At 65.2% G+C, this 26,543-nt stretch carries 23 protein-coding genes and 2 pseudogenes; 14 read left to right on the top strand and 11 right to left on the bottom strand.

Going from position 1 to position 26,543, the window contains the following annotated elements; all coding sequences use genetic code 11:
* Window positions 1–5 precede the first annotated feature (5 nt).
* Both argF and ACWIEX_RS22350 read left to right on the top strand, forming a co-directional pair.
* Complete coding sequence (gene argF / locus ACWIEX_RS22355; RefSeq protein ID WP_454035132.1) at window positions 6–929, top strand: ornithine carbamoyltransferase; 924 nt, start codon at window positions 6–8, stop codon at window positions 927–929.
* Window positions 929–1,933, top strand: a complete 1,005-nt coding sequence (locus tag ACWIEX_RS22350; RefSeq protein WP_454035131.1) for an Hsp33 family molecular chaperone — start codon at window positions 929–931, stop codon at window positions 1,931–1,933. The genes argF and ACWIEX_RS22350 overlap by 1 nt, the downstream gene beginning before the upstream one ends.
* A gap of 142 nt (window positions 1,934–2,075) precedes the next feature.
* On the opposite strand, the gene argE is transcribed toward ACWIEX_RS22350, so the two are convergent.
* The gene (gene argE, locus ACWIEX_RS22345) at window positions 2,076–3,254 is read right to left on the bottom strand and encodes an acetylornithine deacetylase (RefSeq protein ID WP_454035130.1); all 1,179 of its coding nucleotides are present in this window, start codon (window positions 3,252–3,254) and stop codon (window positions 2,076–2,078) included.
* Entirely contained in the window at window positions 3,251–3,643 is a 393-nt protein-coding gene (gene apaG, locus ACWIEX_RS22340) for a Co2+/Mg2+ efflux protein ApaG (RefSeq protein WP_454035129.1), read from the bottom strand. Before apaG ends, argE begins: the two co-directional genes overlap by 4 nt.
* Before the next feature lie 171 nt (window positions 3,644–3,814).
* On the opposite strand from apaG, the pseudogene ACWIEX_RS22335 reads away from it, so the two are divergent.
* The 3 genes and pseudogenes from ACWIEX_RS22335 to ACWIEX_RS22325 form a co-directional block, all read left to right on the top strand.
* A pseudogene (locus tag ACWIEX_RS22335) lies at window positions 3,815–3,992 on the top strand (IS630 family transposase); the annotation flags it as partial.
* A 322-nt stretch (window positions 3,993–4,314) separates the two neighbouring features.
* Window positions 4,315–8,223 carry an autotransporter outer membrane beta-barrel domain-containing protein gene (locus tag ACWIEX_RS22330; protein ID WP_454035128.1) on the top strand — a complete coding sequence of 1,303 codons (3,909 nt, stop codon included), beginning with the start codon at window positions 4,315–4,317 and terminating at the stop codon, window positions 8,221–8,223.
* Between the two features lie 213 nt (window positions 8,224–8,436).
* Window positions 8,437–9,468 (top strand): 2'-deoxycytidine 5'-triphosphate deaminase, encoded by a 1,032-nt coding sequence (locus ACWIEX_RS22325; RefSeq protein WP_454035127.1) that lies wholly within the window; start codon window positions 8,437–8,439, stop codon window positions 9,466–9,468.
* A 368-nt stretch (window positions 9,469–9,836) separates the two neighbouring features.
* Here the strand turns inward: ACWIEX_RS22325 and ACWIEX_RS22320 are convergent, their stop codons facing one another.
* Both ACWIEX_RS22320 and ACWIEX_RS22315 read right to left on the bottom strand, forming a co-directional pair.
* Entirely contained in the window at window positions 9,837–11,303 is a 1,467-nt protein-coding gene (locus tag ACWIEX_RS22320; RefSeq protein ID WP_454035126.1) for a M81 family metallopeptidase, read from the bottom strand.
* On the bottom strand, window positions 11,300–12,217 hold the full coding sequence (locus ACWIEX_RS22315) for an SIS domain-containing protein (protein WP_454035273.1): 918 nt from the start codon (window positions 12,215–12,217) through the stop codon (window positions 11,300–11,302). The genes ACWIEX_RS22320 and ACWIEX_RS22315 overlap by 4 nt, the downstream gene beginning before the upstream one ends.
* Before the next feature lie 621 nt (window positions 12,218–12,838).
* Here ACWIEX_RS22315 and ACWIEX_RS22310 point away from each other — a divergent pair.
* Together ACWIEX_RS22310 and ACWIEX_RS22305 are read left to right on the top strand one after the other, a co-directional pair.
* Entirely contained in the window at window positions 12,839–13,903 is a 1,065-nt protein-coding gene (locus ACWIEX_RS22310; RefSeq protein WP_454035125.1) for a pyridoxal-phosphate dependent enzyme, read from the top strand.
* Window positions 13,900–14,934 (top strand): succinylglutamate desuccinylase/aspartoacylase family protein, encoded by a 1,035-nt coding sequence (locus ACWIEX_RS22305; RefSeq protein WP_454035124.1) that lies wholly within the window; start codon window positions 13,900–13,902, stop codon window positions 14,932–14,934. Before ACWIEX_RS22310 ends, ACWIEX_RS22305 begins: the two co-directional genes overlap by 4 nt.
* Before the next feature lie 40 nt (window positions 14,935–14,974).
* Here the strand turns inward: ACWIEX_RS22305 and ACWIEX_RS22300 are convergent, their stop codons facing one another.
* Complete coding sequence (locus ACWIEX_RS22300) at window positions 14,975–16,294, bottom strand: ABC transporter substrate-binding protein (protein ID WP_454035123.1); 1,320 nt, start codon at window positions 16,292–16,294, stop codon at window positions 14,975–14,977.
* A 537-nt stretch (window positions 16,295–16,831) separates the two neighbouring features.
* Between ACWIEX_RS22300 and ACWIEX_RS22295 the strand changes: the two are divergent.
* The 6 genes and pseudogenes from ACWIEX_RS22295 to ACWIEX_RS22270 all read left to right on the top strand — a co-directional run bounded on the left by ACWIEX_RS22295 (window position 16,832) and on the right by ACWIEX_RS22270 (window position 21,087).
* Window positions 16,832–17,913, top strand: a pseudogene (locus tag ACWIEX_RS22295) (alpha/beta hydrolase).
* Window positions 17,914–18,068: 155 nt separating this feature from the next.
* Window positions 18,069–18,341, top strand: a complete 273-nt coding sequence (locus ACWIEX_RS22290; protein ID WP_454035122.1) for a hypothetical protein — start codon at window positions 18,069–18,071, stop codon at window positions 18,339–18,341.
* A gap of 44 nt (window positions 18,342–18,385) precedes the next feature.
* Entirely contained in the window at window positions 18,386–18,820 is a 435-nt protein-coding gene (locus ACWIEX_RS22285) for a (R)-mandelonitrile lyase (protein WP_454035272.1), read from the top strand.
* Window positions 18,821–18,833: 13 nt separating this feature from the next.
* Complete coding sequence (locus ACWIEX_RS22280; protein WP_454035121.1) at window positions 18,834–19,316, top strand: cytochrome P460 family protein; 483 nt, start codon at window positions 18,834–18,836, stop codon at window positions 19,314–19,316.
* Between the two features lie 17 nt (window positions 19,317–19,333).
* The gene (locus ACWIEX_RS22275) at window positions 19,334–20,065 is read left to right on the top strand and encodes a DUF4405 domain-containing protein (protein ID WP_454035120.1); all 732 of its coding nucleotides are present in this window, start codon (window positions 19,334–19,336) and stop codon (window positions 20,063–20,065) included.
* Window positions 20,065–21,087 carry an alpha/beta hydrolase gene (locus ACWIEX_RS22270; protein ID WP_454035119.1) on the top strand — a complete coding sequence of 341 codons (1,023 nt, stop codon included), beginning with the start codon at window positions 20,065–20,067 and terminating at the stop codon, window positions 21,085–21,087. Before ACWIEX_RS22275 ends, ACWIEX_RS22270 begins: the two co-directional genes overlap by 1 nt.
* Here the strand turns inward: ACWIEX_RS22270 and ACWIEX_RS22265 are convergent.
* Window positions 21,075–21,968, bottom strand: coding sequence for a LysR family transcriptional regulator (locus ACWIEX_RS22265; protein ID WP_454035118.1), 894 nt, complete (start codon window positions 21,966–21,968; stop codon window positions 21,075–21,077). The genes ACWIEX_RS22270 and ACWIEX_RS22265 overlap by 13 nt on opposite strands.
* 96 nt (window positions 21,969–22,064) lie before the next feature.
* On the opposite strand from ACWIEX_RS22265, the gene ACWIEX_RS22260 reads away from it, so the two are divergent.
* A complete protein-coding gene (locus ACWIEX_RS22260; protein WP_454035117.1) occupies window positions 22,065–22,535 on the top strand; it encodes a flavodoxin in 471 nt (156 codons plus the stop codon).
* A gap of 90 nt (window positions 22,536–22,625) precedes the next feature.
* On the opposite strand, the gene ACWIEX_RS22255 is transcribed toward ACWIEX_RS22260, so the two are convergent.
* From ACWIEX_RS22255 to ACWIEX_RS22235, 5 genes are all read right to left on the bottom strand, one after another.
* Window positions 22,626–23,348, bottom strand: a complete 723-nt coding sequence (locus tag ACWIEX_RS22255) for an amino acid ABC transporter ATP-binding protein (RefSeq protein WP_454035271.1) — start codon at window positions 23,346–23,348, stop codon at window positions 22,626–22,628.
* A gap of 124 nt (window positions 23,349–23,472) precedes the next feature.
* Window positions 23,473–24,294, bottom strand: a complete 822-nt coding sequence (locus ACWIEX_RS22250; RefSeq protein WP_454035116.1) for a transporter substrate-binding domain-containing protein — start codon at window positions 24,292–24,294, stop codon at window positions 23,473–23,475.
* Between the two features lie 46 nt (window positions 24,295–24,340).
* Window positions 24,341–24,991: an amino acid ABC transporter permease gene (locus ACWIEX_RS22245; RefSeq protein WP_454035115.1), complete on the bottom strand. Its 651-nt coding sequence runs from the start codon at window positions 24,989–24,991 to the stop codon at window positions 24,341–24,343.
* Window positions 24,992–25,000: 9 nt separating this feature from the next.
* Window positions 25,001–25,669: an amino acid ABC transporter permease gene (locus ACWIEX_RS22240; protein WP_454035114.1), complete on the bottom strand. Its 669-nt coding sequence runs from the start codon at window positions 25,667–25,669 to the stop codon at window positions 25,001–25,003.
* A gap of 112 nt (window positions 25,670–25,781) precedes the next feature.
* The gene (locus ACWIEX_RS22235) at window positions 25,782–26,543 is read right to left on the bottom strand and encodes a 3-ketoacyl-ACP reductase (protein ID WP_454035113.1); all 762 of its coding nucleotides are present in this window, start codon (window positions 26,541–26,543) and stop codon (window positions 25,782–25,784) included.

Below are 26,543 nucleotides of genomic sequence, written 5' to 3'. Positions count from 1 at the left end.
CGCCCGTGACGCGCCATTTCCTCGATCTCTCCGATTTCTCCGGCAACGAGCTGCGCGCGATCCTGCGCACGGGCGAGGAGATCAAGTCGCGACGCCGTACGCCCGCCGCCGCCGGAGACCGCCTGCTCGAGGGCAAGGTCATCGCCACGATCTTCGAGCAGCCGTCCTTGCGGACCCGCGTCTCCTTCGACGTCGGCATCCGCGAGCTCGGGGGATCGCCGATGATGGTCGCCGGCCACGAGATCGAGCTCGGCGAGCGCGAGACCATCGCGGACACCGCCCGCGTGCTCTCGCGCTATGTCGACGCGATCATGATCCGCATCCTGGATCACGACTCGCTGGTCGAGATGGCGAAATACGCCACCGTCCCGGTGATCAACGGCCTGACCAAGCGCCAGCACCCCTGCCAGGTCATGGCCGATGTCATGACCTTCGAGCAGCGCAAGGGCGCGATCGAGGGCAAGCGCATCGCCTGGACGGGCGACACCAACAACGTGCTGACCTCCTGGGTCCACGCTGCCGGCCGGCTCGATTTCGAGTTGTCCGTCGCGACGCCGGAGGAGCTTAGCCCCCCGCCGGCCCTGATCGCCTGGGCCAAGAAGCAGGGCGCCCGGATCAAGCTGACCCATCGCCCCGAGGAAGCGGTCGAGGGCGCCGATTGCGTCATCACCGATTGCTGGGTCTCGATGGGCGATGACAACGAAGGCACCCGCCACAACCTGCTGCGACCCTATCAGGTCGACGACAGGCTGATGGAGCGCGCCGAGAAGGACGCGATCTTCATGCACTGCCTGCCGGCCTCGCGCGGTGAGGAGGTCACGGATGCGATCATGGACGGCCCGCAATCGGCCGTCTTCGATGAGGCCGAGAACCGCCTGCATGCGCAGAAGGGCATTCTCGCCTGGTGCTTCGGTGGAGTCGCGGCCTGATGGCCGCCGACGACAGCATGAGCACAACCGGGCTCGACGATCGGGTCATCCCCTTCGCCGTGCCCGATCTCGACGTGCGCGGCCGCGTCGTGCGGCTGGGCCCGGCGATCGATGCGATCCTCGATCGCCACGGCTATCCGGAGCCCGTCTCGCGCGTGCTCGGGGAGGCGGCGGCGCTCACCGTCCTGCTCGGCACGGCACTCAAGTTCGAGGGCCGCTTCCAGCTCCAGACCAAGAGCGACGGTGCCATCCCGATGATGGTCGTCGACTTCAACGCGCCCGACAATTTCCGGGCCGTCGCCCATATCGACGAGGCCAAACTCGTCGACGCGATCGCGCTCGGCAAGATCTCGAGCGGAGAGCTCCTCGGCGAGGGTCATCTCGCCATGACCGTCGACCAGGGCTCGGCCACGACCCGCTATCAGGGCATCGTCGCGCTGAAGGGCCAAAGCCTGGAAGAGGCCGCGCATCAGTATTTCCGCCAGTCCGAGCAGATCCCGACGCGGGTTCGGCTCGGCGTCGGCACCGTCACCACGGGCGGGCGCCCGCAATGGCGCGCCGGCGGCATCCTCGTCCAGTTCATGCCGCATTCGGCGGATCGCCTGCGCGCCGCCGATATGCATCCGGGCGATGCTCCAGAGGGGCACGAGATCCTCGCCAAGGGCGATCCGGACGGGGTCAGTGACGATGCCTGGATGGAGGCGCGCTCGCTGGTCGAGACGGTCGAGGACCACGAACTGCTCGACCCGACGCTGGAAAGCGAGCGCCTGCTCTATCGCCTGTTCCACGAGCGCGGCGCCCGCGTCTTCGAGCCGGTCGTCGTGCATGAGGCCTGCCGCTGCTCGCGCGAGCGCGTGCTCTCGATGCTGCGCGGCTTCGCGCCCGAGGACCGCAAGGCGATGATCGCCGATGACGGCAAGCTCGGCGTCACCTGCGAGTTCTGCTCGCGGCGCTATTCCTTCGACCCGGCCGAGGTCGAGGACGGGCAGGCGGCGGGGCAGTAGGCGTCTAAGCACGCCGCTCCCGTCATGGTCGGGCTTGTCCCGACCATCCACGTCTTCGTCGATGCCGTGCGGTGTTCAAGACGTGGATGCTCGCCACAAGGGCGAGCATGACGAAGTGCGTGAACGTCAGCCCGGAACTGGCCTACCCCGCCTGGCACTCCGCCATCAGCTTGCGCATGAAGGTCTCGCCGGCTGCCAGTTGCTCCAGCGTGATGTATTCGTCCGGCTGATGCGCCTGGTCGATCGAGCCGGGGCCGCAGACCACGGTCGGAAGTCCGGCCTGCTGGAAATGCCCCGCTTCGGTCGCATAGGCGACGGCGATCGTGTGGTTGCGGCCGGAAAGCCGCATGGCGAGCCGCTCGGCCTCGGAGCCCGGATCGGGCGCCAGACCCGGCACGTCCGAAGTCATCTGCGTCTCGATCGCCGCGCTCGGCGCGGTCGCGCGCATCCGCGCCAGCACCTTGTCGGCCGTCTTCGCGAAACGAGCCGGCCCGGCCTCGGGGTCGGAGCTCGGCACTGTCCTGATCTCCCAGAGGATCTCACTGCGATCGGCCAGGATGTTGCGGGCGATGCCGCCATGGAAGGTGCCGATATGGACGGTGTCATAGGGCGGGTCGAAACGACCGCTCGTGTCCGGCCGCTGCCTGGCATCCTCGGCCATATGGTCGAGCTCGGCGGCGAGCAGCGCGCCCGCATGGACCGCACTGGCGCCGAGCTGCGGCTTGGAGGAATGCGCCGCGAAACCCTTGACCACGGTCTGGAAGGTCCTGACCCCCTTATGCGCGTCGCAGATGTCGAGCATGGTCGGCTCGCCGACGATGACGGCGCGCGGCCGCGGCAGGGTCTTGCCCATGGCATTGATGCCGTCGACGACGCCGAGGCAGGTCACCTCCTCGTCATAGGACAGGAAGAGATGGATCGGTGTCTTGAGCTCGGCCGCCAAAAAGTCCGGCACCAGCGCCAGCCCGAGCGCGACGAAGGCCTTCATGTCGACGGCGCCGCGGCCATAGGCCTTGCCCTCCTCGACATGCAGCGTGAACGGGTCGCGGCTCCAGGCCTGACCCGCCACCGGCACGACATCCGTATGGCCGGACAGCACGATGCCGCCGCGATCCTGCGGGCCTAAGGTCGCGAACAGCGCGGTCTTGTCGCCGGTCTCATTGGGGAAGCGCACGCAGGAGACGCCCCAGCCGGCGAGGTAATCCTCGACGAAATCGATCAGCGGCAGGTTGGACTTGTCGCTCACCGTGTCGAAGGCGACGAGGCGGGCGAGCATATCGAGCGGCGTATAGCGCTGCCCGGCTTGAGCGGAGGCGGTCAATGCAGAACCTTCTTCACATAGGGGGAATCGAGCGGGAAGAGCGGCACCTCGACATCGAAGATCGTGCCGTTCTCATCCTGCATGGCGTAGAAGCCGTGCATCGAGCCGTCCGGCGTCGTCAGCGGGCAGCCCGAGGTGTAGTTGAAGCTCTCGCCCGGCCGCAGCACTGGCTGCTTGCCGACCACGCCTTCGCCGCGGACTTCATGGACCTCGCCGCGCCCGTCGGTGATGAACCAGTGCCGGGTCATCAATTGCACGGTCTGCGTCGAGAGATTCACGATCTCGATCGCATAGGCCCAGAAATAGCGGCCCTGCGCATGCGAGGATTCGCCATCCATGAAACGCGGCGCCGCGGTCACGCGCACGCCATGCGTCTGGGCCTGATACATCGAAGGCTCCGCCTCGGCCGGTCGCGGCTCTATCGTGTTGATGTGTTACCGGCCGGCCGGCGCCAGCGTCAATGCGGGCGAGCCGCGATTCCGGCGTGGACAACCCGCCGGCACATGCATGGCTCGCGCGCGGCATGCTTGGCCTTCAGGGCCTGCTTCGCCAGCTATTGGCCGGTCCACACCATCGTTCTGTCGGTCGACGAGAAATCCCAGATTCAGGCGCTGGACCGCACCGAGCCGGGACTCCGCTGAAGAGGGGCGCGCCGGAACCATGACACACGACTACAAGCGCCAGGGCACGACCACGCTGTTCGCTGCGCGAGACGTGCGAGAGGGCAAAGTCATCGGTCCGCTTCCCGGCAGTTCAATCTGGCGACCAGCGGTGTCGGCCTCCCGCGCCGGCGTCGGACGATGAGATTAGCCGGCCGCTTTCGATTTGCCCCAGCCTCTGGAGCACGTCCGGGGCGACGCCGACGGTAGCCCGCGACAGCATCAAGCCGCCTCAACCCTCTTGGCAAGGCGCGATTGTTACCCGATGGCAACATCGGTCTGAAATCACGAAACCTCCGGGAATCGTGGACGCGGCGCCAAGGGGTTTGCCGCCGATCGTGCTAACTTCCCTTTGTGACTCCGCTTCGGTCTAGGCGGTGTCGAGACTGCTGGGGGGTATGATGAGCGACCGGTTGAAGCATGCGCTGCTCAGGTCCACGGCACTCATGGCGCCCTCCACCGTGCGGGTTCGCGGCCATGCACCGTCCATCGTCAAACTCGCGCTGCTGGCATCCGTGGCTGCGGGACCGGCGGCGGCGCAGAGCACTTGGATCGGGACGACAGGCGACTGGAATACGGGTGCAAACTGGTCTCCGATCGCTGTCCCGAGCTCCTCAGATACAGCCAATTTTGGCGCTGGACCCCTGTCCGGTGTTTTCACAACCGCAGACACCTCAATTGGTCAGATCATATTCGGACCCGGAGCGACGAGCTACACGCTTACTCTGGGTAACAATCTTACCATCAACACCGGGGTCGTGAATGTCTCCGGCGTGAACCAGACCATCGCAACCGGATCGGGCCCCTCGAACACGATATTCGTTTCCGGAGCGACAGGCGACCACGTCACTTATGACCTCGCGGCCGGCGGTAATGTCATCCTTGATGGCTCCTCCAGTGGAGGTAACTCGACCTTCAACCTCGGTGGCGGAGGCCGCCTCGCGTTGCGCGGCTCAGCGCCGATGGTAACGATCGGGTCGCTTTCGGGCATTGGTGGCAGGGTGGAGAATTTCTCCGGTGCACCCGCAGCGCTCGCGATCGGCTCGCTCAACACGAGCACGAGCTTTGGCGGCGCGTTCATAGAAACGTCCGGATCGATCTCGATCGGCAAGGTTGGCACCGGCACGCTGACGCTGAGCGGCGTCAATACCTACACGGGTGCAACGACAGTCTCTGCTGGCACGCTAGCGGCCGGCCGAGCCAACGCGTTCAGCGCCGGCAGCACCACGACAGTCAATGCTGGCGGCATCCTTGACCTCAGCGGTTTCAACCAGTCGATCGGCTCGCTGGCGGGATCGGGCGCGGTGACGTTGGGCGGTGGCACCCTGACCACCGGCAGCGACAACAACTCGACCACCTTTTCCGGTGTCATCTCTCAGGCCGGTGGTCTGGTGAAACTGGGCAGCGGAGCCCTCACGCTTTCGGGTGCCAACACCTATTCCGGCGGGACGAGCCTCAACGCCGGCACGTTGGTGATGAACAACGGCTCGGCCTTGGGGACCGGCACGCTGTCGCTGAACGGCGGCACGCTGAAGATCGACGGCGGCATCTTCGCGAATACCAATTCTGTTCTGATCACCAATGCCGGCGGAACCGTCGACGTGGCGACAGGTTCTCTCGACCTCAGCGGGAATATCACGGACGGTGCCGGCGGCGCAGCAGGAACCCTGACCATCACCAGTTCGGGCGGTCTCGGAACTGTCGCGTTCGGGGGCAACAACACCTACTCCGCTGCGACGCATGTTCAGGCCAACACCATCCTTGGTGCTGGTTCGTCGATGGCCTTTTCCGGGAGATCCCATCATGACGTCGATGGAATCTTGGTTCTTGCGGGCTTCAGCAACAGCGTCGCCTCCCTGGCTGGCACGGGAACTGTCGTCAATGGCAATCCGACCGCCGCGGCACTGACCATCGCTCCGGCGGCTGGGACGACGACCTTTAGCGGCCGGATCGAAGACGGCGGCGCCGGGGCCTTGAGCTTGGTCAAGGCCGGCGCGGGCACGCAGGTGCTCGCTGGCACCAACACCTACACGGGCGGGACGAGCCTCAATGCCGGCACGTTGGTGATGAACAACAACTCAGCCTTGGGGACCGGCACGCTGACGCTGAATGGCGGCGCGCTGCGGAATGGGGGCGCCATCCTTAGTGTCAACAACGCGGTGCAGATCACGTCCGCCGGCGGCACCTTCCATACGGCGATGGGCACCATGAGGATGACCGGCAACATCACGGATGGCGCCGGCGGCGCAGCCGGAACCCTGACCATCGCCAGTTCGGGCGGGCTAGGGACCGTCGTCCTCTACGGCAACAACACCTATTCGGCCGCGACGCATGTTCAGGCCAACACCGCCCTCGTTGCATCTTCGTCGACGGCCTTCTCCGCGATGTCCCATCATGTCGTCGATGGGGCCTTGTACCTTGGCGGCTACAGCAACAGCATCGCATCCCTGTCCGGCTCCGGCGCTGTCGCCAACGGCAATGGGACCGCAGCGACGCTGACCATCGCCCCCGCGAGCGGGACGGCGACCTTCGGCGGCTTTTTCGTCGACGCAGCGGGTGGCGGCGCCCTCAGCCTGGTCAAGACCGGCGCCGGCACGCAGGTGCTCTCCGGCACAAATACCTACACGGGCGCGACGGCGGTCACCGGCGGCACGCTGGTGGTGAACGGCTCGATTGCGTCGTCCGCCAGCCTGACCGTCGCGGCAGGCGCCACAATCGGTGGTTCGGGCACGCTCCCTTCGACGACGGTGAACGGTACGGTCGCGCCGGGCAACTCGCCGGGGACGCTGACGATCAACGGCAACCTGACGCTGGGTGCCGGCTCGCTCTACCTCGCCGAGGTGCAGGGGGCGGCCTCCGACCGGCTCGATGTCTCCGGCACGGCGAGCCTTGCAGGCACGTTGCGGATCGTGCCGCTCGGCGGCGCCTATCTGTTCTCGTCGCCCTATACGCTGCTTTCGGCAGCGGGCGGATTGGGCGGCAGCAGCTTCGGCACGGTCGATACCAGCGCCTCCTTCGGCGACGGTGTCACCCGCACGGTCAGCTATACCGGCACCGAGGTCCAGTTGACGCTCACCCCGAAGCCGCTGGCTCCGATCGTGACGCCTCCTGTGGCACCTTCGGGACCTGGCTCGCTCGGTGTCGGCCGCCCGGCCAATGCGGTTGCGGTCGCCTCGGCGATCGACGCGGTGGTGGCGAATGGCGCCAACCCGTCCGCGCTGTTTGCGATCTACAACCTGCCGGCAGCCGCCATTCCGGCCGCGGTCAACCAGCTTTCGGGCGAGGTCCACACCTCGGCGCCGGCTATGGCCAACAGCGCGGCTGGCCAATTCCTCGGCACGATGCTCGATGGTTCGGGCGCCGGCCGGCTTTCAGGGGCGCCCGGCGGGCCCGCAGGTGCCACGGGCTTTACCGCCGACCTGCCCTCAAGGCAGGACGGGCCGGGACGCCAGAGCTTCGATCCGGCGCGCTTCTCGCTCTGGGGCGCGACCTTCGGCTCGACCGGGCGCAATGATGGCGACCGGATCGTCGGCTCTGCCAATCGCAACCTCTCCGATGCGCATCTCGCGGTTGGTGCCGACATCCGACTGGGCACGAACACCGTCGTCGGCGCCGCCGTCTCGGGCGGCCAGTCGCGCGCCTCGCTCTCGGCCGGGCTCGGCAAGGCGGAGGCCGATGTCTTTCAGGCCGGCCTCTACGGCCGCACCCTGGTGGGAAGCGTGAACCTGGCCGCGGCGCTTGGCTATGCAAGGCTCGACACCGACACGAACCGCGCCATTCCCGCACTCGGCCTGACCGGGGTCACGGCGTCCTATGCGACGCAGGCCTGGAGCGGGCGGGTCGAGGCCAGCCTGCCGGTGATGAGCTGGAGCGGCATCACGCTGTCGCCGCTGGCCGCCTTCCAGGCGGTGCACGCCAGCAGCCCCGCCGCAATGGAGCGCGCCACGACCGGCGCCGTCGCCGGCACACTGACGCTGGCCAGCCGTTCCGACATGACCAGCCGCAGCGAACTCGGCCTGCAACTCGACGCCAACCTGATGGCGGGCGCCATGCCGGTCACGGGTTTCGTGCGGGGGGCCTGGGCGCATTACTTTCAGCGCGATTTCGATCTCGGCGCCTCGCTCAACGGCCTGCCTGGCGCGAGCTTCGCAGTGACCGGCGCCAGGCCTGATCGGAATGCCGCGTTGGTCACGGCAGGCGCCGACATCCGCCTGAGCCAAACCGTCAGCCTCGGCATGCGCGTCGATACCGAACTCTCCGCTAACACAAGCCGGCTCGGTGGAACCGCGCAGCTCAGGGTCAGCTTCTGATCGGGAGGCGCCCCCCGAAGGGCGGGTTTCGGGTAGATGGACGATGGCTGCTTTCCACCCCGAACCGAAGTTTGGAACGTCCGGCAAGCGGCCGGTACCATCCGTCAGATTCGCACCACTCGCGGAAAGTCACTGTGGATGACGAGGTCAATGGCGGCTTGATTGCTCCGTTGCATGTAGACTATCCGCCAGACCCTTTCGGTGTGAGAAACGATGAATTTTGGAATTTGGCCGTCGCAGTGGATCCGGCGGGCTATTGAGGCGGGCGTCATCTGCGCTAGCACGCCGATCAATGAAGCCGCGATCCAGCCAGCGAGCCTCGATCTTCGCTTGGGGGACCGAGCTTATCGCGTTCCCACGAGCTTTCTGCCGGGTAAAGGAAATTCAGTCGCCCAGCGCTTGAGCGATCTCGCAACGCATGAGGTGGATCTGACTAAGCCTCAGGTTCTTGAGCGGAACTGCGTCCATATCATTCCGCTTCAGGAACATTTGCGCCTCGATGAGGGCACCAGCGCCCGCGCAAACCCCAAAAGCTCTTCCGGCAGGCTCGATATCTTCGTTCGCCTCATCGCAGATTGCGGAACCGCTTTCGACGAGATCCCCGCTGGCTATTCTGGCCCGCTCTTCGCCGAGGTCGTGCCGCGCTCATTTCCGGTGATTGCGCGGGCCGGCGATTCACTCAACCAACTCCGGTTCCGGGAAGCCGCTCCTGACCCGAAGCGTCCCAGTCGGACGTTTCCTGTTTCGATCGATCTGGAAGGAGCGGCTGCCGGCGGCATCGTCGCGTATCGGGCGCGCAAAACCACTGGCCTGATCGATCTTCAGCAAATCGGAAAGTATGACAGGAACGATTTCTGGGAGCCTATCCAATGCCGCCCTGGTAGGCGGGAGCTCGTCCTCGTGCCGGACGAATTCTATATCATGGCCTCGCTGGAAGATATCGAGATCGGCGAAGATGAGGCCGCCGAAATGGTAGCTTATGATACCGCGGTTGGCGAAGTGCGTGTACACTACGCCGGTTTCCTGGATCCATTTTTCGGAAAATCAAAGATTACTGAAAGTAGCAATAGTAAGGTCGTTCTTGAAATTAGAAGTCATGATGTTCCATTCATGCTTGACCACGGGCAGCGTGTTGGGACTTTAATTTTTGAAGACATGATCGAAACTCCAGATAAACTGTATGGGCAGCAGATAAAATCCAACTACCAGGGTCAAGGCTTGAAGCTGTCGAAGCAATTTTTCTGAGCCTGTGGGGCCGTAGCCCTCAGCGCCATCGCACAGCTCCAAGCGTTTCATGTGTTTCGGCGTGCCAATATTGCGTGCCGTTTGACACCCGAGGAGTTCTTCGACATCCGCGCCACGAGCGCACCCGAAAATTCCTCGGTGAAATCCTTAGCAAGCACTGAGACAGAGGTCAGAGCGCCCAGCCGGCCATCTCGCATGTACCGGTGTGCGCCAGGAGCAGACTCTGGCTCCTGGCCCGAAAGCGGACATCGAGTGGCGTCACGACGCAAAGAGCTCATGCGGCCAGGCATCCAGGTGTAGCGGCGACGGGACGGAGCATTGGCGTTGCGGCCTCCCGGGGTCGCTACGGCAAGGGCCGGATGTTTGACTTACGTCATCCACACCGGAGAGACATTCGTATCGAGTGGAGCGATAGGCCGGCGAATGCGGCGGTAGGGTATTGCGGCGGCATCGGGCGGATAGGGGCCGCCACAATTCACGAAAATCACATCGGCGGCGATCGGCGCGAAGGCTGTGTGAAAATGGCTTGCGGATTTCACCACGACGATTTTTTTCTTCGAGAGTTCTATCCCGAGCAATTCGAAGACAGCGGGGTGGAACGTCTGGGCGCGTTTGCTTGCCAGCACCACATCCAGCTTGCCGAGACGTACCGAGGCTGCCGCCCCCAGGGAAACACGGCTCTCTTGAAACGGAATGACAAGATCGCGTGTGGTCGCGACGACCTCGATTTCAGCATCGACGGGCATGCCCGAACTCGGCGCCGCCTTGCCACCGAAGCGCAGATGTAGGCGCGCACCGGGGCCCGCCGCCAAACAGAACGAGACAGCGACCGGATCCCACAGAGCCCCGACCGCGGCATCGATGTCCGGGCGCTCGCGCAGCGCGTGAACAAGGAACGTGCTGTCGCCAGCCACGCCGCCGCCCGGATTGTCCCAGCGATCGGCAAGCACAACAGGTTGACCGGCCACGGCTAGGGCCATGTGGATCGCCTTGGCCGGGTCGGGCATGTACGGCATGCGGTTGGCGCCGAAAGCAACGATCCGGGCACCGAATTCGGCCGCCACGGATCGCCCCCTTTCCGGCGCATCGTCACTGATGACGACGATCTTGGTGCCGACGTCGTGGACATCCGCCGCCGGAAACCCGTGCACGACGGAGATGCTCAACACGCCGTCCCTGCCTTCGCGGGCGATCATGTCGTCGACAAGGGACCTGCCAGGTTCGCGGCTGGTCAGGAAATTGGCGATGGCGCGGCAGTCGAGGATACTCATCACCGGCGTGATTTCCTTGCGGGCGGCGCGCAAGGAAAGATCCACCATATCCTCCGCGCGCTCGAAGAAATCGCTGTGCGGCACCTCCTTGAAAGTGACCAGGATCGTGGCTGCGTCGATCATCGCCTGTGTGAGATGGCAATGGGGATCGAGTTCGACCCCGATGATCGCGTCCCGCCCTGCGATCGTGCGGGCCCGGGTGAGCAGATCGCCCTCGCAATCGTCGTAACCCTCGGCGATCATTGCGCCATGCAGGCCGAGAAGCGCCACGTCGACGGGCATCGCGGCGCGCAGCTGGTCGAGGATTTCGTCCCGCAACCCCTCATAGGCCTCCCGGGAAACCAGGCCCGCAGGCTCGGCCCAGGTCGCCGTCCCCTCGATCAAGGTGAACCCCTGCTCGCTGGCGCGTTTGCGGGCCACGACAAGGGGTGCGGAACAGAGAGTGGGCGTCTCGGGGTGCTCGCCCGGCGGGGCGTAGAACGCATCTTCGAAGGCGCCGCGGTCGATGCGAATTGGCGAGAACGTGTTCGTTTCAGTCGCCAGCGAAGCGACAAAGACCCTCATGATTTGCTCGTTCTGCGGCCTGCCGGCGCCGCCAGCGGAATGCGCAGATCGGCGAGGCTGTTCTTCGCCTCGCGCAGGCGATCGAAAAGCGCCGGTCCGCCACGGAGAGCCATCGCTGTCGCGATGATGTCGATCAGCACGGCATGGGCCACGCGCGACGTCATCGGCGTGTAGATTTCGGTATTCTCATGCGCGTCGATCTCGAGGACGATGTCGGCCGCAGCCGACAGCGCGGTATTCGGCCGGGTGATGGCGATGACCGTGGCGCCGCATTCGCGCGCCTTCAGCGCCATCGCCTCGATGTCGCGCACCATGCCGGTATGGGAAAAGCAGAGCGCCACGTTGCCCTTGCGCAGCGTGGCGGCGGCAAGGCGCTGCAAATGCGTGTCGTCATACGCCACGACCGGGATGCCGAAGCGCATCAGCTTGTGCTGGGCCTCCATGGCCAGGATGCGCGCCGCACCGGCACCGTAGCAATCGATGCGGGGCGCGTTGGCGAGGATGTCGACGACCCGCGCAAGCACCTCCTGGTCGATGGACCGTCGCAGCATCGTCAACGCGTAGATCGAGGAATCGACAAGCTTGTCGACGACCTGGTCGAGCGGGTCGCTGGAGGCAACTTCGCTGTGAACATAAGGCGTCCCGGCGACGATGCTCTGTCCGGTGCGCAGCTTGAGTTCCGGATAGCTGGCCAACCCCATCGTACGCACGAACCGAAGCACGGTCGGCTGGCTGACGCCCACCTCTTCGGCCAATGTCGCGATCGACATATGGATGACCTTGTCCGGCGCATCGAGCACAAACTCTGCCACCCGGCGCTCGGATGGCGAAAGCTCGGCCCTGCGGGCGGTCAATATGTCGAGGAAGCGGTCGTCGCCTCCGGCGTGACCATTTCCCGGCGCTTCACCTGTCATCATGCCCTTCCCCTATTCGAACGCGAAGGCCGTCCACCTCGATGCAGGCTCGGAGCGGGAGGGTCGCAACATCAATGGCGATGCGGCTATGCCGGCCGGACACGCCCATGCCTTCCAGTATCATATCGGATGCACCACTCGCCGCAGTCCCCGGCGCGACGAAATCCGGATCGGTGTTGACGAAGCCGCCTGACGAACGCATTTCGCGATCCGGTCAGGCAAACCCAGCGTCAGTCTCCCATGGGCGAGGATCAGCCGCCGGCAGAGGCGTGCAGCAGCATACCCGCCTGCTTCCGTAATTTTACTCCCTAGATCGCCTTTATAGGCTTCGGGTAGCCTCCCGTCCGGGACCACGGATAGCTGCCCGGAGCCGTACAGCAAGGTCCCGATGACACCGTAAGATATAATTGCCTTATAATTCAAAACTATCTTGCGCCTCCACGTGCAGCTCGGCCAAGCGAGTTTCGATGGGAGAGACGATGGTCAAGACGCCCGTCTCCACGCCATGATCGTCATGGCAGCGGCCCGTCATCTGACAGCTTCAGCCCTTCCTACACCGGCTCCGGATGCGTTGACGAGACCATTTTCGTAATTTATCTACATCGCGCTCGGCGAGCGCCGATGCCCTTGCAGGACGCCGCGATGCTCGTAACTTGCCCGTCTGCTGTTTCGATCGATCCGATATCCGGCCGCCCGCGTCTCGACATGGCCCGCCTGCCGACGCCTTTCGAGCCGGCGCCGCGGCTGGCCGAGCACCTCGGCGTCGCATCCGTCCACATCAAGCGCGAGGACATGGCCGGCTATGCGCTCGGCGGCAACAAGCTTCGTCAGCTCGACTTCATCCTTGCCGAGGCGATCGCGGCGGGAGCCGACATGCTGATTGCGACGGCCGGCAGCCAGTCCAATTTCTGCCGGTCGCTGGCCGGCGCAGCCGCCAAGCTGGGGCTCGGTTGCCACCTGCATTTGCGCGCCAAGATGGGCACGGAGCATGTCGGCAATCTACTCTTGGACGACATCTTCGGGGCGCAAGTCACCTTCACCCAGGAGACCGACCCATGGCACCCCGCCATCAAGGAAGAAATCGAGGCGATCGCCGATCGTTACCGCAGACAGGACCGGTCCCCCTTCGTCGTGCAGCTGACAGGCGTGAGTGCCAATGTCGGTGTCGCAGGCTGGATGTCGGGTGCCGCTGAGCTCGTCGAGGATTTCAAGGCGATCGGGCGGATCCCCGACAGCGTCGTCGCGGTTTGCGGTTCCGGGCTGACGGCGGCCGGGCTGGCGCTCGGCTTCAAGCATCTCGGCGTTCCAACCAGGGTCATGGGCGTCAGCGCCCAGCAACCGGAGGCGCGGCTGCGCAAGTGGATCACCGAGACCGCCAACATTGCCGCCGCGTGGATGGGCATCGAGACGCGTCTCTCGGGGCAGGATTTCGACATCGTCGACGCAGAGATCGGCCCAGGCTACGGCATCCCCTCCGCCGCGAGCCTCGCCGCAGTCAGGACCGCTGGCCGGCTCGAAGGGCTGGTGCTCGATCCCGTCTATACAGGCAAAGGCATGGCCGCCCTGATCGGTGCCGCTGAGCAGGGCCTGCTCGGCAAGGCGTCCTCCATCGTCTTCCTGCACTCCGGCGGCACGCCGGGGCTGTTCACGCACGCATCCGCCTTTGAACGCGGCGCGCCCCGATGAAACGCGGCGTCTCGGGAGCAGGCGGCCCCGCCCGGCTGGAAGTCGAACTCGATCGGTCGGGGCGTCACGTCGGCGCCCTTTTCGTCCCGCATTCGCACGACCGCTCCGCCTATGGTCGCATCACCCTTCCGGTGATCGTGGTCAAAGGCGGCGACGGGCCGACATTGCTGTGCACCGCCGGGCTGCATGGCGACGAATACGAAGGACAGTTTGCGCTGTCGCGTCTGGCCCGGACGCTCGATCCGGATCGGCTGCGCGGGCGTGTGATCTTGCTGCCGGTTGCCAATCCCGCCGCATCGGCGGCCGCCAGGCGCACGTCCCCCATCGACCGCGTCAATCTGGCTCGCTGTTTTCCGGGCCAGCCGGACGGCCTGCCCACGGAACAGATCGCGGATGGCATCTTCCGGCTGCTGCTGAACTTGGCAGATTGCGTGGTCGACCTGCATAGCGGCGGTGGGACGCTCGACTATCTGCCATGCGCTTTTGGGCGCCTGCCCGTGGACCGCGCTTTGGCAGAGCGTACGCTGGATCTCATGCTGGCCTTCGCGGCGCCTTATGCGATGGTGATGCGCCATCCCGAAGCCAGCGCGACGCTGGTCTCCGCGGCGTTGGAGCAGGACATTCCCGCGATGGCGACGGAGCTGGGCGGCGGCGGATGCGTAACGCCGCGGACCGTCGAGATCGCACGGGCCGGCATCGAGAACGTTCTCGCTCATCTCGGTATGATCGATGCTGTCGCAACACCGCGCGCGAGAACACGCCTGCTGGCGATCGAGCCGCGAGGCTTCCTGCGTGCGCCGGGACGCGGTGCCTTCGAGCCTGCCCATGCTTTGGGCGAGACGGTGCGGGCTGGCGAAACGGCTGGGTGGCTGTGGGATTTCGAGCGCGCCGACCGCGCGCCCGAGCCGTTGCTGATACCGGACGATGGCGTGGTCGTATGCCGCCGCGTGCCGCCTATGTGCTCCGCCGCCGACGTGCTTCTTCATCTTGGCCGGGATACGACCCGCGCCGACCTGCTCGGCCTTGCCTAAGTGGGAGGGAAGGGGAGGCCTCGGCCTCCCCCCTCCCGCTTCATTTCAGAAGTGCCTGTACGCGAACGGTAAGATCATCCATCGCCCGCTGCGGCGTCTTCATGCCCAGCACCGCAGCTTCGGCTTCTTCCTTGAAGAAGTCGGCGGCGCGTGCCGCTTCGTTGAAGGCAGGCAGCGGCACGCGCGAGACGGCGAGGACCCGCCGCTCGTCCTGCGCATAGGGCAGCGCTTCGATGATGCGCGGATCATCATAGGTCGAGTTGCGGACCGGTCCGTTTCCGTTGAGGGCTGCCCCCAGCGCCGCCTGTGGAGAAGACATCCACTTAACGAACTTCCAGGCCAGATCCTTATTCTGGGAATTCTTCGGGATCGCCATGCTCCAGAACTCGACCTTGGCAGGCGCGACATCGTACTTTCCCAGCAATGCCTTTGTGACCGGGAAGAACGTCGTCTTGATCTTGCCGGCGGCCTGCGACTTCTTGGGGTCGTTGTAGAGCCCGTTGCGGCTCATCGAGCTCATCGCCATCGCGGCACGGCCGGTCTGCATCCAGGTGTTGGCGTCTTCCGCCTTCATACCGGTCAGATTGCGCGGCACGGCGCCCGCCTCGAAGAGCTGACGAATGGCGGTCAGCGCCTTTACCATCGGCTCGGAATTGGCGACGACCTTCATGTCGGGGGTGATGAAGTCGGCGTCCCAGGCGCGGGCAAAGGCGATCACCTCAGGATAGGCGACACCGGGTAGGATAAAGCCCACGGCAGGCGTGCCGTCGGGCCGCTTCCTGGTGCATTTCTTGGCTATGTCGATGAATTCCTCGATCGACTTGGGTGGGCCGGAAACCCCGCATTCGGCGAAGATTTCCTCGTTATAGTGCAGCCCGGTCGAAGCATGGCGGAACGGCACGGCAAAAAGCTGCCCGTCGAAAGTCACCGCCTTCACAAGGCCGGGAAAGATGTCGTCGAATTTCTCGATCGGGTCGCTCTTCATGTAGGCGTCGAGCGGTTCGAACAAGGTCGTGACGCGCGGCGTCGCATAGGTGTTGAGCAGGAAGGCGACATCGATCGTCGACTGGTCGAGCGACGCTTCGCGAAACACGCGATCGTGCAGCGGCCCGGTCTCGAACGTTGCCCAGTTGATGCTGGCGCCGTTAGCCGCCGTGAAACCCGCCGTGACATCGCCGCCCGCGGTGCCGTTGGACACATTCTGCAGAACGCGATGGGCAAACACATTCAGTTGCTTGCCCTGCGCGAACGCCTGACCCGCCGCATAAGGCACGGCGTAGGCGGCCGCCGCCCCGGCGAAGAAATGCCGTCTCGTCAAACGCATTTGTCCCCTCCCTTGTTTGTTCGAATTTCGCTGCATCCAGAGCCTCCGCGTCCAGGCGCAGGGCGCGAAACCCTCTTTTCCCCAATTTATCTCATGTAGAATAATTACAGAATCTAGCGAAGCACAATCGCATAGTCACGATGTCAGGTCGAATTTTTTATATTTACTACATAAGCCGCTTCTGCCTCCGCCGGGGTAGGGCGTTGCACCATCCAAGGGCGGTACGCGGTAGCGAGCTTCTCGAAAGTGATGAGCAGATGGCGCCAGCATTCGGCCGTGGAGCCATGAATGTCGACAGGAAGCTCGCACGGGCGCCCACGGCGGCAGCTCGGGCTCACATGAGAGCAGCTCCGTTATATCATTGCGCTCCGCCGAATGGCGGATCATGCGCGCTAATGCGGCCGCGTCGCGCCACAAGCGGTCATTGAGCGAAACGCAAGAGGCGGGCATTCTCGAGTCATCGATTAAGAAGTTGAGCTAATTAGCTCTAGTAATTTAAAGCGGCTAATCGATTATTGCTCAGGCCTTTAGGTTCCTCGAACGCTGATAGCGATCGAGGGAATGATGCCTGCAATGAAGATGCGCACGTTTGGGATAGCGCTTCTGCTGGGCGCCGCCACGTTTACGTCGCTGCCAGCCGCCGCCCAGCAGGGCTCGCGCGCCGAACCCTCGTCATCCAGGATCAAGGCAGCTTCGCCACCGGCGGCTCCGTGACGACCGCGCCCGGCACCTTCGATCCCTTGAAGCCGCTGCAACCGAGCGGTCAGACTTTCCACGGCGACCATCTCTACGCCTTCTACCAGGTGCCCGTGAACGCCCGCGGCCTTCCGATCGTGATGTGGCACGGTGCCGGCCAGTTCTCGAAGACTTGGGAGACGACGCCCGATGGGCGCGAGGGCTTCCAGAACATCTTCCTGCGCCGCCGCTTCGCGACCTATCTCATCGACCAGCCGCGGCGCGGCAACGCCGGACGCAGCACGGTGGAGGCGACGCTCAAGCCGACGCCCGATGAGCAGTTCTGGTTCGGCCAGTTCCGGGTCGGCATCTGGCCCAACTATTTCGATAGCGTCCAGTTCGACCGGAGGCCGGAAACGCTGAACCAGTATTTACGCGCGATGACCCCGAATACGGGCCCCTTCGATGCGAACCTCGTCTCGGACGGCGTCTCGGCGCTCTTCGCCAAGATCGGCCCCGGTATCCAGATGACGCACTCCCAGAGCGGCGGGCCGGGCTGGCTGACCGCGATCAAGAGCCAGAACGTCAAGGCGATCGTCGCCTTCGAGCCCGGCAGCGGCTTCGTCTTCCCGCATGGCGAATTGCCGAAGCCGGTGCCGACCTCCTTCGACACGATCGAGGGCGTGCCCGTCCCGATGGCGGACTTCATGGCGTTGACGAAGCTGCCGATCATCATCTTCTACGGTGACAACATCCCGTCCAAGCCCACCGATGTGCCGACGCAGGACGCCTGGCGTGGCCGGCTGGAGATGGCGCGGGTCTGGGCCGACACCGTCAACAAGCATGGCGGGCAGGTCACGCTCGTCCACCTGCCGGAGGCGGGCATCCGCGGCAACACGCACTTCCCGTTCTCGGACCTGAACAACGTCGAGATCGCCGACCTGGTCTCGAAGTTCCTTGCCGAGAAGAAGCTGGACTGACGCCTCGACGCGACGCCTGCAAGCGGGCTCGTCGCGCCCCACCCCATCGAGCACCGGAGGTCGTCATGACCGTAACGACGCGTGCCCCCAGCAAACGCGAATTTCTCGGAGCGTCCGCGCTCCTGTTCGCCGCCACGCTGCCAGGAGGTCCATCAATGGCCAATCCCACCCCGTCCGTCGCCGACTACAAGCGAAATCCGTTCGGCCTCGTCTACCGCGGCGCCCTCACGAAGAACGAGCCGGGCCAGGTCAACGTCAACCCGGTCCGCTACGAGCTCAACGGCGTGGATATCGTCGCCAACGTCTACACTCCGGCGAACCACGATCAGAGCCGCAGATACCCTGCCATCGTCGTGGCGCATCCCAATGGCGGGATCAACGCGATCGTCGCGGTCAACGTCGCTCGCGACGTCTTCAAGGCCAAGTGAGGATCGCGATGTCGCCCAGGATCCTCGCCGTTGTCGCCGCACTGATGCCTGCCGCCGAGGCTGTATCCCAGACCGCTCAGCCCGTCACGGTCCAGCGTGCCGGCACGCAGCCGCCCAGCGCCGGCCCGGCCCAGAACTTCACCGGGACCGTGCGCGTCGACGGACGGTTCCAGGGAACCGCCCCGGCCCGGATCAGCGGAGGAATGGTCACCTTCGAACCCGGCGCTCGAACGGCCTGGCATACCCATCCTCTCGGTCAGACCCTGCTGGTCACGGCCGGCGCCGGGCTGGTGCAGCACTGGGAGGGGCCGGCCCAGGAGATCCGCGTCGGCGACACGGTCTGGATTCCGCCGGGGGTCAACCATTGGCACGGGGCGTCGGCGACGAGCGCCATGAGCCACGTCGCGATCTCGGAGGCGCTCGACGGCAAGACGGTCGACTGGCTGGAGCATGTCTCCGACGAACAATACCGGGGCTAGGAAGGACACGCCCATGACGATCCCGAGGTTCCCGCTCGCCATGGCGGGCCTGTCGATGGCCGCCGTGATGACGGTTGGCTGGCAGGTCCACGCCGAGGCCACCCGCGCCACCTTCCCGGAGCTGGACAAGCTGGTGCACTACACCACCGTCAAGCGCGGCAACGTCACCGAGCACATCATGACGACACCGGCGGCGATCGAGGCGGTCAAGAACCGCCAGCCTATCCCCGCCGGCACGCATTTCGTCCTGGTGGACCATCGGGACGGCAAGCTGTTCCGCTACTTCGTGATGGAGAAAGGCCAGGGTTGGGGCGCCGACTACGATGAGCGTCGCCGCACCGGCGACTGGCAGTTCCAGTGGTTCTGGCCCGACAAGACGATCAACACAGCGGAGAACACCGCCCGCTGCCAGTCCTGCCATAAAAGTCAATCGGGAGCCGAATTTCTCTTCACCGGCTCCCGTATTCCCCGCTTCAACGGCGCCCCGATCGAGTAAGTGTTTGAGGTCAGAACGTGAACCGCCTGTTCCTCTCGCGACTCTGGCTCGATGGGCTGACGGCCGGGCTGCTGCTGCTCGGCTTCGCCTACTGGTGGCTCGGCAACTTTGTGCATGAAGTCGCCGGGACGGCGATGTTCCTGCTGCTCATCGCCCACAACGCCTTCAACCGGCGCTGGTGGGGCGGCGTCCCGCGGACCCGGCGGGAGCCGCGCAGCCTATTGAACGTCGGCGTCACGCTGGCGCTGCTCGGCGCCGTGCTTGCCTTGCTGGCGACGAGCGTCCTGATCTCCAACGCGCTGTCGCCGTTCCTGCCGGCCTGGGGCGGCTTCACCGCACGGCAGATTCACACGCTCGCGGCCTACTGGGTGCTGATCGTGGTCGCGATCCATCTCGGCCTGCGCTGGCCGATGCTGATGGGCGTCGCGCGCAACCTGTTCGGGATCAGGAGACCGTCCGCACCGCGGACGTTCGCGCTACGGATCTTGGCGCTGGCGATCGCGCTGCACGGCGTCTGGAGCTTCACGGTCCTCGGCCTCGGCGACAAGCTCTCCATGCGGATGACGCTGGACTGGTGGAACTTCGAGGAAGCGGTCTTCGGCTTCTTCGCCCACTACGCGGCCGTGGCCGGGCTGGTGATGGCGGTGACCTATTACGGTCTGAAGATGTTTCGGGTGGCCTGGGCATCGACCAGCCGGACCAATCCGACCGCCGAACGCGGGCGGGCGGCCGCGCAGGGGTCGGAGTGATGAAGGAGAGCCGGCATCATGCGATCCGGGCTCGCGGGCTGGTGTCGCGGCGCGACTGCCTCGCCTTGCCGTTCCTCGCGATAGGAGCCGAGGGCGCCGTGGCTCAGCACAGTCCCAGCATCGCCGCACCTCATGCGCGCCTGACGGGCGACAGCACGATCGGCGACCTGCTGTCCCACCCTGCCTATTCAGGGTTCTCCCGCCGCATCCTGCCCTGGGACGACCGCGACTACGACAAGCTGGCCAAGCTCGACGCCCTCGGGTCCTTGCTGCCCTATCACAGCCACGTCGATACTGCCTCGACGCTTCATGGCCTGAACCGCCTGATCGACGACGCCGGGCAGGGCCACCAGATCTTCTTCGAGATATACTCCGAAGCGGAACGGCGCGCCGAGCCGGACAAGGCCCATGCCGGCCTGTTCTTCCTGCGCGGCCGGCCGGGCGCTCCTTTCGCCATCATCTGCCCGGGCGGCGGCTTCGCATATGTCGGCTCGGTTCATGAGGGCTTCCCCTATGCCGCCGCGATCGACGAGGCCGGGCTGAACGCCTTCGTGCTGAAGTATCGTGCCGGCAAGGGGGGCGCCGTCGCGACCCAGGACCTGGCCGCGGCCTTGGGATACGTCTTCCGCAACGCTGGGGCGCTCGGCGTGGACACGCGCGACTACTCGCTCTGGGGCAGCTCCGCCGGCGCCCGCATGGCCGCTTCGATCGGCAGCCACGGCGTCGTGGCGTATGGCGGCCCCGACTTGCCGAAGCCGGCCACGGTGGTGATGGCCTACACGGCTCACTCAGATCACGCGGCCAGCGAGCCCGCGACCTTCGCCTTCGTCGGGGACCGGGACGGCATCGCTCCGCCCATCGCTATGCGCCGCCGCGTCGAAGCCTTGCGTCGCATCGGCACCGAGGTGGACTATCGAGAGTATCCCGACGTCGGCCACGGATTCGGGCTCGGCATCGGAACGAGGGCCGAAGGCTGGATCGACGACGCGATCCGCTTCTGGACGCGCCGTCAGTCCCGGTAGCGCAGCGCGTCGATCAGGACCGACAGCGCGGGGGAGGAATGCCGGCGGCTGGGGTAGTAGAGGTGATAGCCCGGGAACGGCGCACACCAGTCCTCCAGGACCCGGATCAGCCGTCCGTCGCGGATGTGGGGCAGCGCGTGGTCCTCGGGCATGTAGGCGAGGCCGAGCCCGTCCAGTGCCGAACTCAGCCGCATGGCCAGGTTGTTGAAGACGAGTTGGCCGTCCGATCGGACCTTCACCTCATGGCCGTCGCGCTCCAGCCCCCAGGAGAACAGGCCGCCGTGGGTCGGCATGCGGGTCGCTATGCAGTTATGGGCCGTCAGCTCCTGCGGCGTCGTGGGAATGCCGTGGAGCTCGAAGTAGCTCGGCGACCCGACCACGGCCATGCGCATTTCCGGGCCAATCCGCACCGCGATCATGTCCTTGGCGACCTGCTCACCCATGCGCACGCCGGCGTCGTAGCCCGCCGCCACGATGTCGACGAGGCCGTAGTCGACGATGATCTCGACCTTGATGTCGGGATGGTCCGGAAGGAACCGCTTGAGAGCCGGCTGCAGGACCGAGATCGCCGGGTGCTCGCCGGCGGTGATCCGGATCGTGCCGGCGGCCTTACCGCGCAACTCGCCGAGCGCGGCGATCTCGGCCTCAATCTCCTCGAAACGCGGTCCGACCGTCTCCAGCAGTCTCAAGCCAGCCTCGGTCGGCGCCACGCTGCGCGTCGTGCGGGTGAGCAGGCGCAACCTGAGACGTTCCTCCAGCCCCTTGATCGTCTGGCTCAACGCCGACTGCGACACGCCTAGCTTGGCGCCGGCCTTGGTGAAGCTGCGCTCCCGCGCGACCATCGCGAAGGCGGCGAGGTCGTTGAAGTTAGGGTGGAGCATTGATTAGAGCGCCTTATCAGCCCTTGCGGAATATAGCCCCTAATCAGCATAACACGGCGGCGTTAGATACCCCTCATCGAATGATCGAGGCGGTACATGACGACATCACTTGGGATCGCTGGCCTATCGCGTAGAGCGATTCTGGCCGCTCCGCTTGCTCTTCCCGTCGTCGCCGGCGAGGCGTCCGAAGCGCCAACCGCGGCGAACGCGCCCGGGAGGGACACGCTGGTCGCGTATTACTCTCGCACCGGCAATACCCGCGTCATCGCCGGACAGATCCAACGCGCGCGCAATGCCGACCTCTTCGAGATCCGCACGGCCACGCCCTATCCCGAGGATTACGAGCAGACGGTCGAACAGGCGCGGCGCGAGACCGAGGCCGGCTTCGAGCCGCCGCTACGGGCCGCCCCGCTCGACATGGCCCGTCATCGCAGGATCCACCTTGGCTTCCCGATCTGGGGACAGACGGCGCCACCGGCGATCCGCTCCTTTCTCAAGGCCCACGATTGGTCCGGCAAGTGCGCTCCGCTGGCATGGCAATTTGCGCGAAATCGATACCCAGATTGACGACGCTTCACGAGAGGCAGCCAATCCGCGCAGGACTGGCTAGCGTCATTCCGGCCACTCTACCACATTGAGCCCCGGGCAAAAGCCGCGCTAGGCGTGGTGCAGAATCTGGCCAAGGAACTTTCGCGTGCGCTCGCTCTGCGGTGCCGAAAAGAACTGTTCCGGCGGCGCCATCTCGACGATCTCGCCGGCATCCATGAAGATTACGCGGTCTGCGACCTTGCGAGCGAAGCCCATCTCATGGGTGACGCAGATCATCGTCATGCCGCTCTCGGCGAGCTCGACCATTGTGTCGAGGACTTCGCTGACCATCTCGGGGTCGAGCGCCGAGGTTGGTTCGTCGAAGAGCATGATCTTCGGGTTCATGCAGAGCGAACGTGCGATCGCGACGCGCTGCTGCTGTCCGCCCGAGAGCTGGACCGGGTATTTATGGGCCTGCTCGGGGATATGGACACGCTCCAGGATCTTGCGGGCGGTGGCTTCGGCCTCGGCCTTGGGCGTGCCGCGCACCTTCATCGGCGCCAGCGTGCAGTTTTCCAGCGCGGTCAGGTGCGGAAACAGGTTGAAGCTCTGGAAGACCATGCCGATCTCGCGGCGGATGTCCTCGATGCCCTTGAGTTTCGCGTGGACGGTGGTGCCGTCGATGATGATCTCACCCTTCTGATGCTCTTCGAGCTGGTTCAGGCAGCGGATCAGCGTCGACTTTCCCGAGCCCGAGGGACCGCAGATGACGATGCGCTCGCCGCGCGAGACCGTGAGGTCGATATCGCGCAGGACGTGGAAGTCGCCATAGAACTTGTCGACCTTGCGCATCTCGATGATCACGTCGCCGAGTGTATGGCCGGCGGCGGAAGGGGCGGTCGCGGACATCTGCAAAAACCGTTTTGTGACAATCGAAATGGGTGCCGGGCGCGAGGCCGGGCACCCGTCTTCAGGATCAGAACTGCGGCATCGCCGGCAGCTTCGGCAGCGCGATGCCGAACCACTTCTGGTTGATCTTCGAGAGCTCGCCGTTGGCCTCGATCTCGGCGATGAACTTGTTGGAGAACTCGGCCAGCGCCGTGTCGGCCTTGCGGAAGGCCATGCCGTTGGCCTGCTCCTTCAGGGTCAGCTTCGGCTCGATATTGAGCTGCGGATAGTCCTTGAGGAGCTGGGCGAGGATGGTGTTGCTCGCGCCCATGGCCTGGACCTGGCCGGAGATCAGGGCCTGCAGCGCGGTTGCGTCGTCGTCGAAGCGCTTGAGCGGCGTGCCGGCCGGCGCGACGGCGCTGATCGCGGTGTCCTGCGTCGAGGCGCGCGCGACGCTGATCGTCACCGGCTTCAGATCTTCCGCCGTCTTGATGTTCAGGCTCTTGGGCGCCAGCACATAGATGGTCAGCGTGCTGTAGGGGTTCGAGAACAGCACCTGCTTCGAGCGCTCGGCGGTGATGCCGAAGGTCGCGATCAGCACGTCGATCTTGTTGGTCAGGAGATAAGGGATGCGGTTCGGGCCGGTGACCGGAACGAGCTCCAGCTTGACGCCGAGAGACTTGGCCATCAGCGCAGCGACATCGGCATCGTAGCCGGCCGGCTGCTGCTGGGCATCGGTGCCGCCGAAGGGCGGATAGTCGGTCAGAACGCCGACCATCAGCTTGCCGCGGGACTTGATCTCGTCGGGCGTGGCGGCCTGGGCCGGGGCGGTATTGAGCGCAGCGGCGGCGAGGCCGGCGAAGACCAGCGCACCGAGGCTGCGGCGGCAAATCGATTTAAACAGTGACATGGGGCGTTCTCCTCTGAGGGGTAGGCTTGGTATTGCGCAGCCGCGCCTAGCGCGCGGCGACGAGGAGCTTTTGCTCCATTCTCTTGCTGTAGGCCGAGAGCGGCCGGCAGATGACGTAATAGACCAGCGCGACCATTGCGAAGATCGTGAAGGGCCGGAAGGTGGCATTGTTGATGATCTGCGCCGCGCGCGTCAGCTCGACGAAGCCGATGATCGAGGCGAGCGAGGTGCCCTTGATGAGCTGCACGAGGAAGCCGATCGTCGGTGGGATCGCGATGCGGACCGCCTGCGGGGCGATGATCAGCACCATCTTCGGGGCGTAGCGCAGGCCGAGTGAGGTCGCCGCCTCCCATTGCCCGCGCGGCACGACCTCGATGGCGCCGCGCCAGATCTCGCCGAGGAAGGCGCTGGCATGGAGCGAGAGGCCAAGCGCCGCCGCTGTCCAGGGATCGACCGACCAGCCGAAGAGACCGGGCACGAAGAAGGCGAGGAAGAGCTGCATCAGCAGCGGCGTGCCCTGGAAGACCTTGATGTAGCCGGCGGAGGCGACCCTCAGCCATTTGTATTCCCCAGTGCGGGCGAGCGCGACCAGCGCGCCGCCGAGCGCCCCGCCGAGGAAGGCGACGAGCGAGAGCAGCAGCGTCCAGCGCACCGCCATGAGGATGTAGATGATGTCGGGAGAGCCGAGTGTGCGCATCGTCTCACCTCACCGGGTTGGCTTGCGCAGGAAGGTGCGCTCGATGCCGGCAAACACCGACCAGAAGAAGACGGAGAGGCCGAGATACATGCAGGTGACGACGAAATAGACCTCGAAGCTGCGGAAGGTGCGTGACTGGATGTCGCCGGCCACCGCCGTCAGTTCGCTCGCCGCGATCGCCGAGCAGACGCTGGTGTTCAGCATCAGCAGGATGAACTGGCTGGTCAGCGAGGGGTAGATCGCCTGGATCGCGGGCTTCAGGATGATGTAGCGGAAGATCTGGAGCGGGCGCATGCCAAGCGACCTGCCGGCCTCGATCTGCCCCTTCTGGATGCTCTCGATGCCGGCGCGGATGATCTCGATGCCATAGGCGCCGACATTCACCACCAGGGCCAGGAGCGCGGCGCCGTTCGAGGAGAATTTCAGGCCGAGCGACGGCAGGCCGAAATAGATCATGAAGATCTGGATCAGAAACGGCGTGTTGCGGATCAGCTCGATATACTCGTCGATGATCCAGACCAGCCATTTCGGTCCCGAGGTCTTGCCGAGCGCGCCGGCGACCGAGACCACCATGCCGATCGCCATCGCCAATGCCGAGAGCACGAGCGAGTTGACCAGTCCCTGCAGCAGCTCGGGCCAGGCCGCGAAGACGTCGGCGAAATCGAACTCGTAGCTCATGCGGGCAAGCCCCTCCGGGGCTTCCGCTGCTCAACAGCCTTCATCGATCTTGTCCTCCCTGAATATGCGGCCGGCTTGCCACCGGCTTCTCGGTCTTGCCAGTCCAGTCTTGCTACAATCGCGGAATCAGCAAGCCGCCATCGACATTGATCACCGTTCCCGTCGCATAGGCGAATTGTCCGCTGGTCAGGGCGGCGACTGCGGCCGCGACATCCTCGCCTTCGCCCCAGCGCCCGGCGGGGATCAGTCCGTCGGCGATGCGTGCGTCGTATTTGGCGGCGACCTTCGCGGTCATGTCGGTGCGGATCACACCCGGCCGGACCTCGAAGACCGGGATGCCCTCCGGCGCCAGCCTGACGGCGAGCGCCTTCGCCCACATCGAAAGGCCGAGCTTCGAGACGCAATATTGTGCCCGGTCGATTGAGATCAGCTCGGTCGAGGCCGAGGTGATGAAGACGATCGCCGGCCGCTCCGGCCTGTCCGCGAGCATCGCCCTGGCGATCTCCTGGCTCAGGAAGGCGGCGCCGCGCAGGTTGATGTCCATCACGAGGTCGAAGCTTTCCTCCGTGATTTCCAGCATGTCGCCGCGTATGGGCGCCCCGATGCCGGCATTGGAAACGAAGAGGTCGAGCCGGCCGAATTTGGCTTTCACATCGGCGACGAGACCGGCATGGCTCGCGACGGCCGCGACGTCATGCCTGAAGAACCGGGCCTTCGCGCCTGCCGCTTCGAAGAGCTTCGACGCTTCGGCGACGGCCTCGTCCTCGGCGATATCGGTGAAGGCGATGTCGTGGCCGGCGTTGGCGAGGGCGATGCCGATGGCGCGGCCGATGCCACGCCTCGCGCCGGTGATGAGAGCAACGGGCCGCGTCAT

It is taken from the genome of Allobosea sp. NPDC055353, from assembly GCF_053644975.1.
Note: the sequence above shows the minus strand (reverse complement) of the source record. Positions and strands in the feature narration are given on the sequence as shown.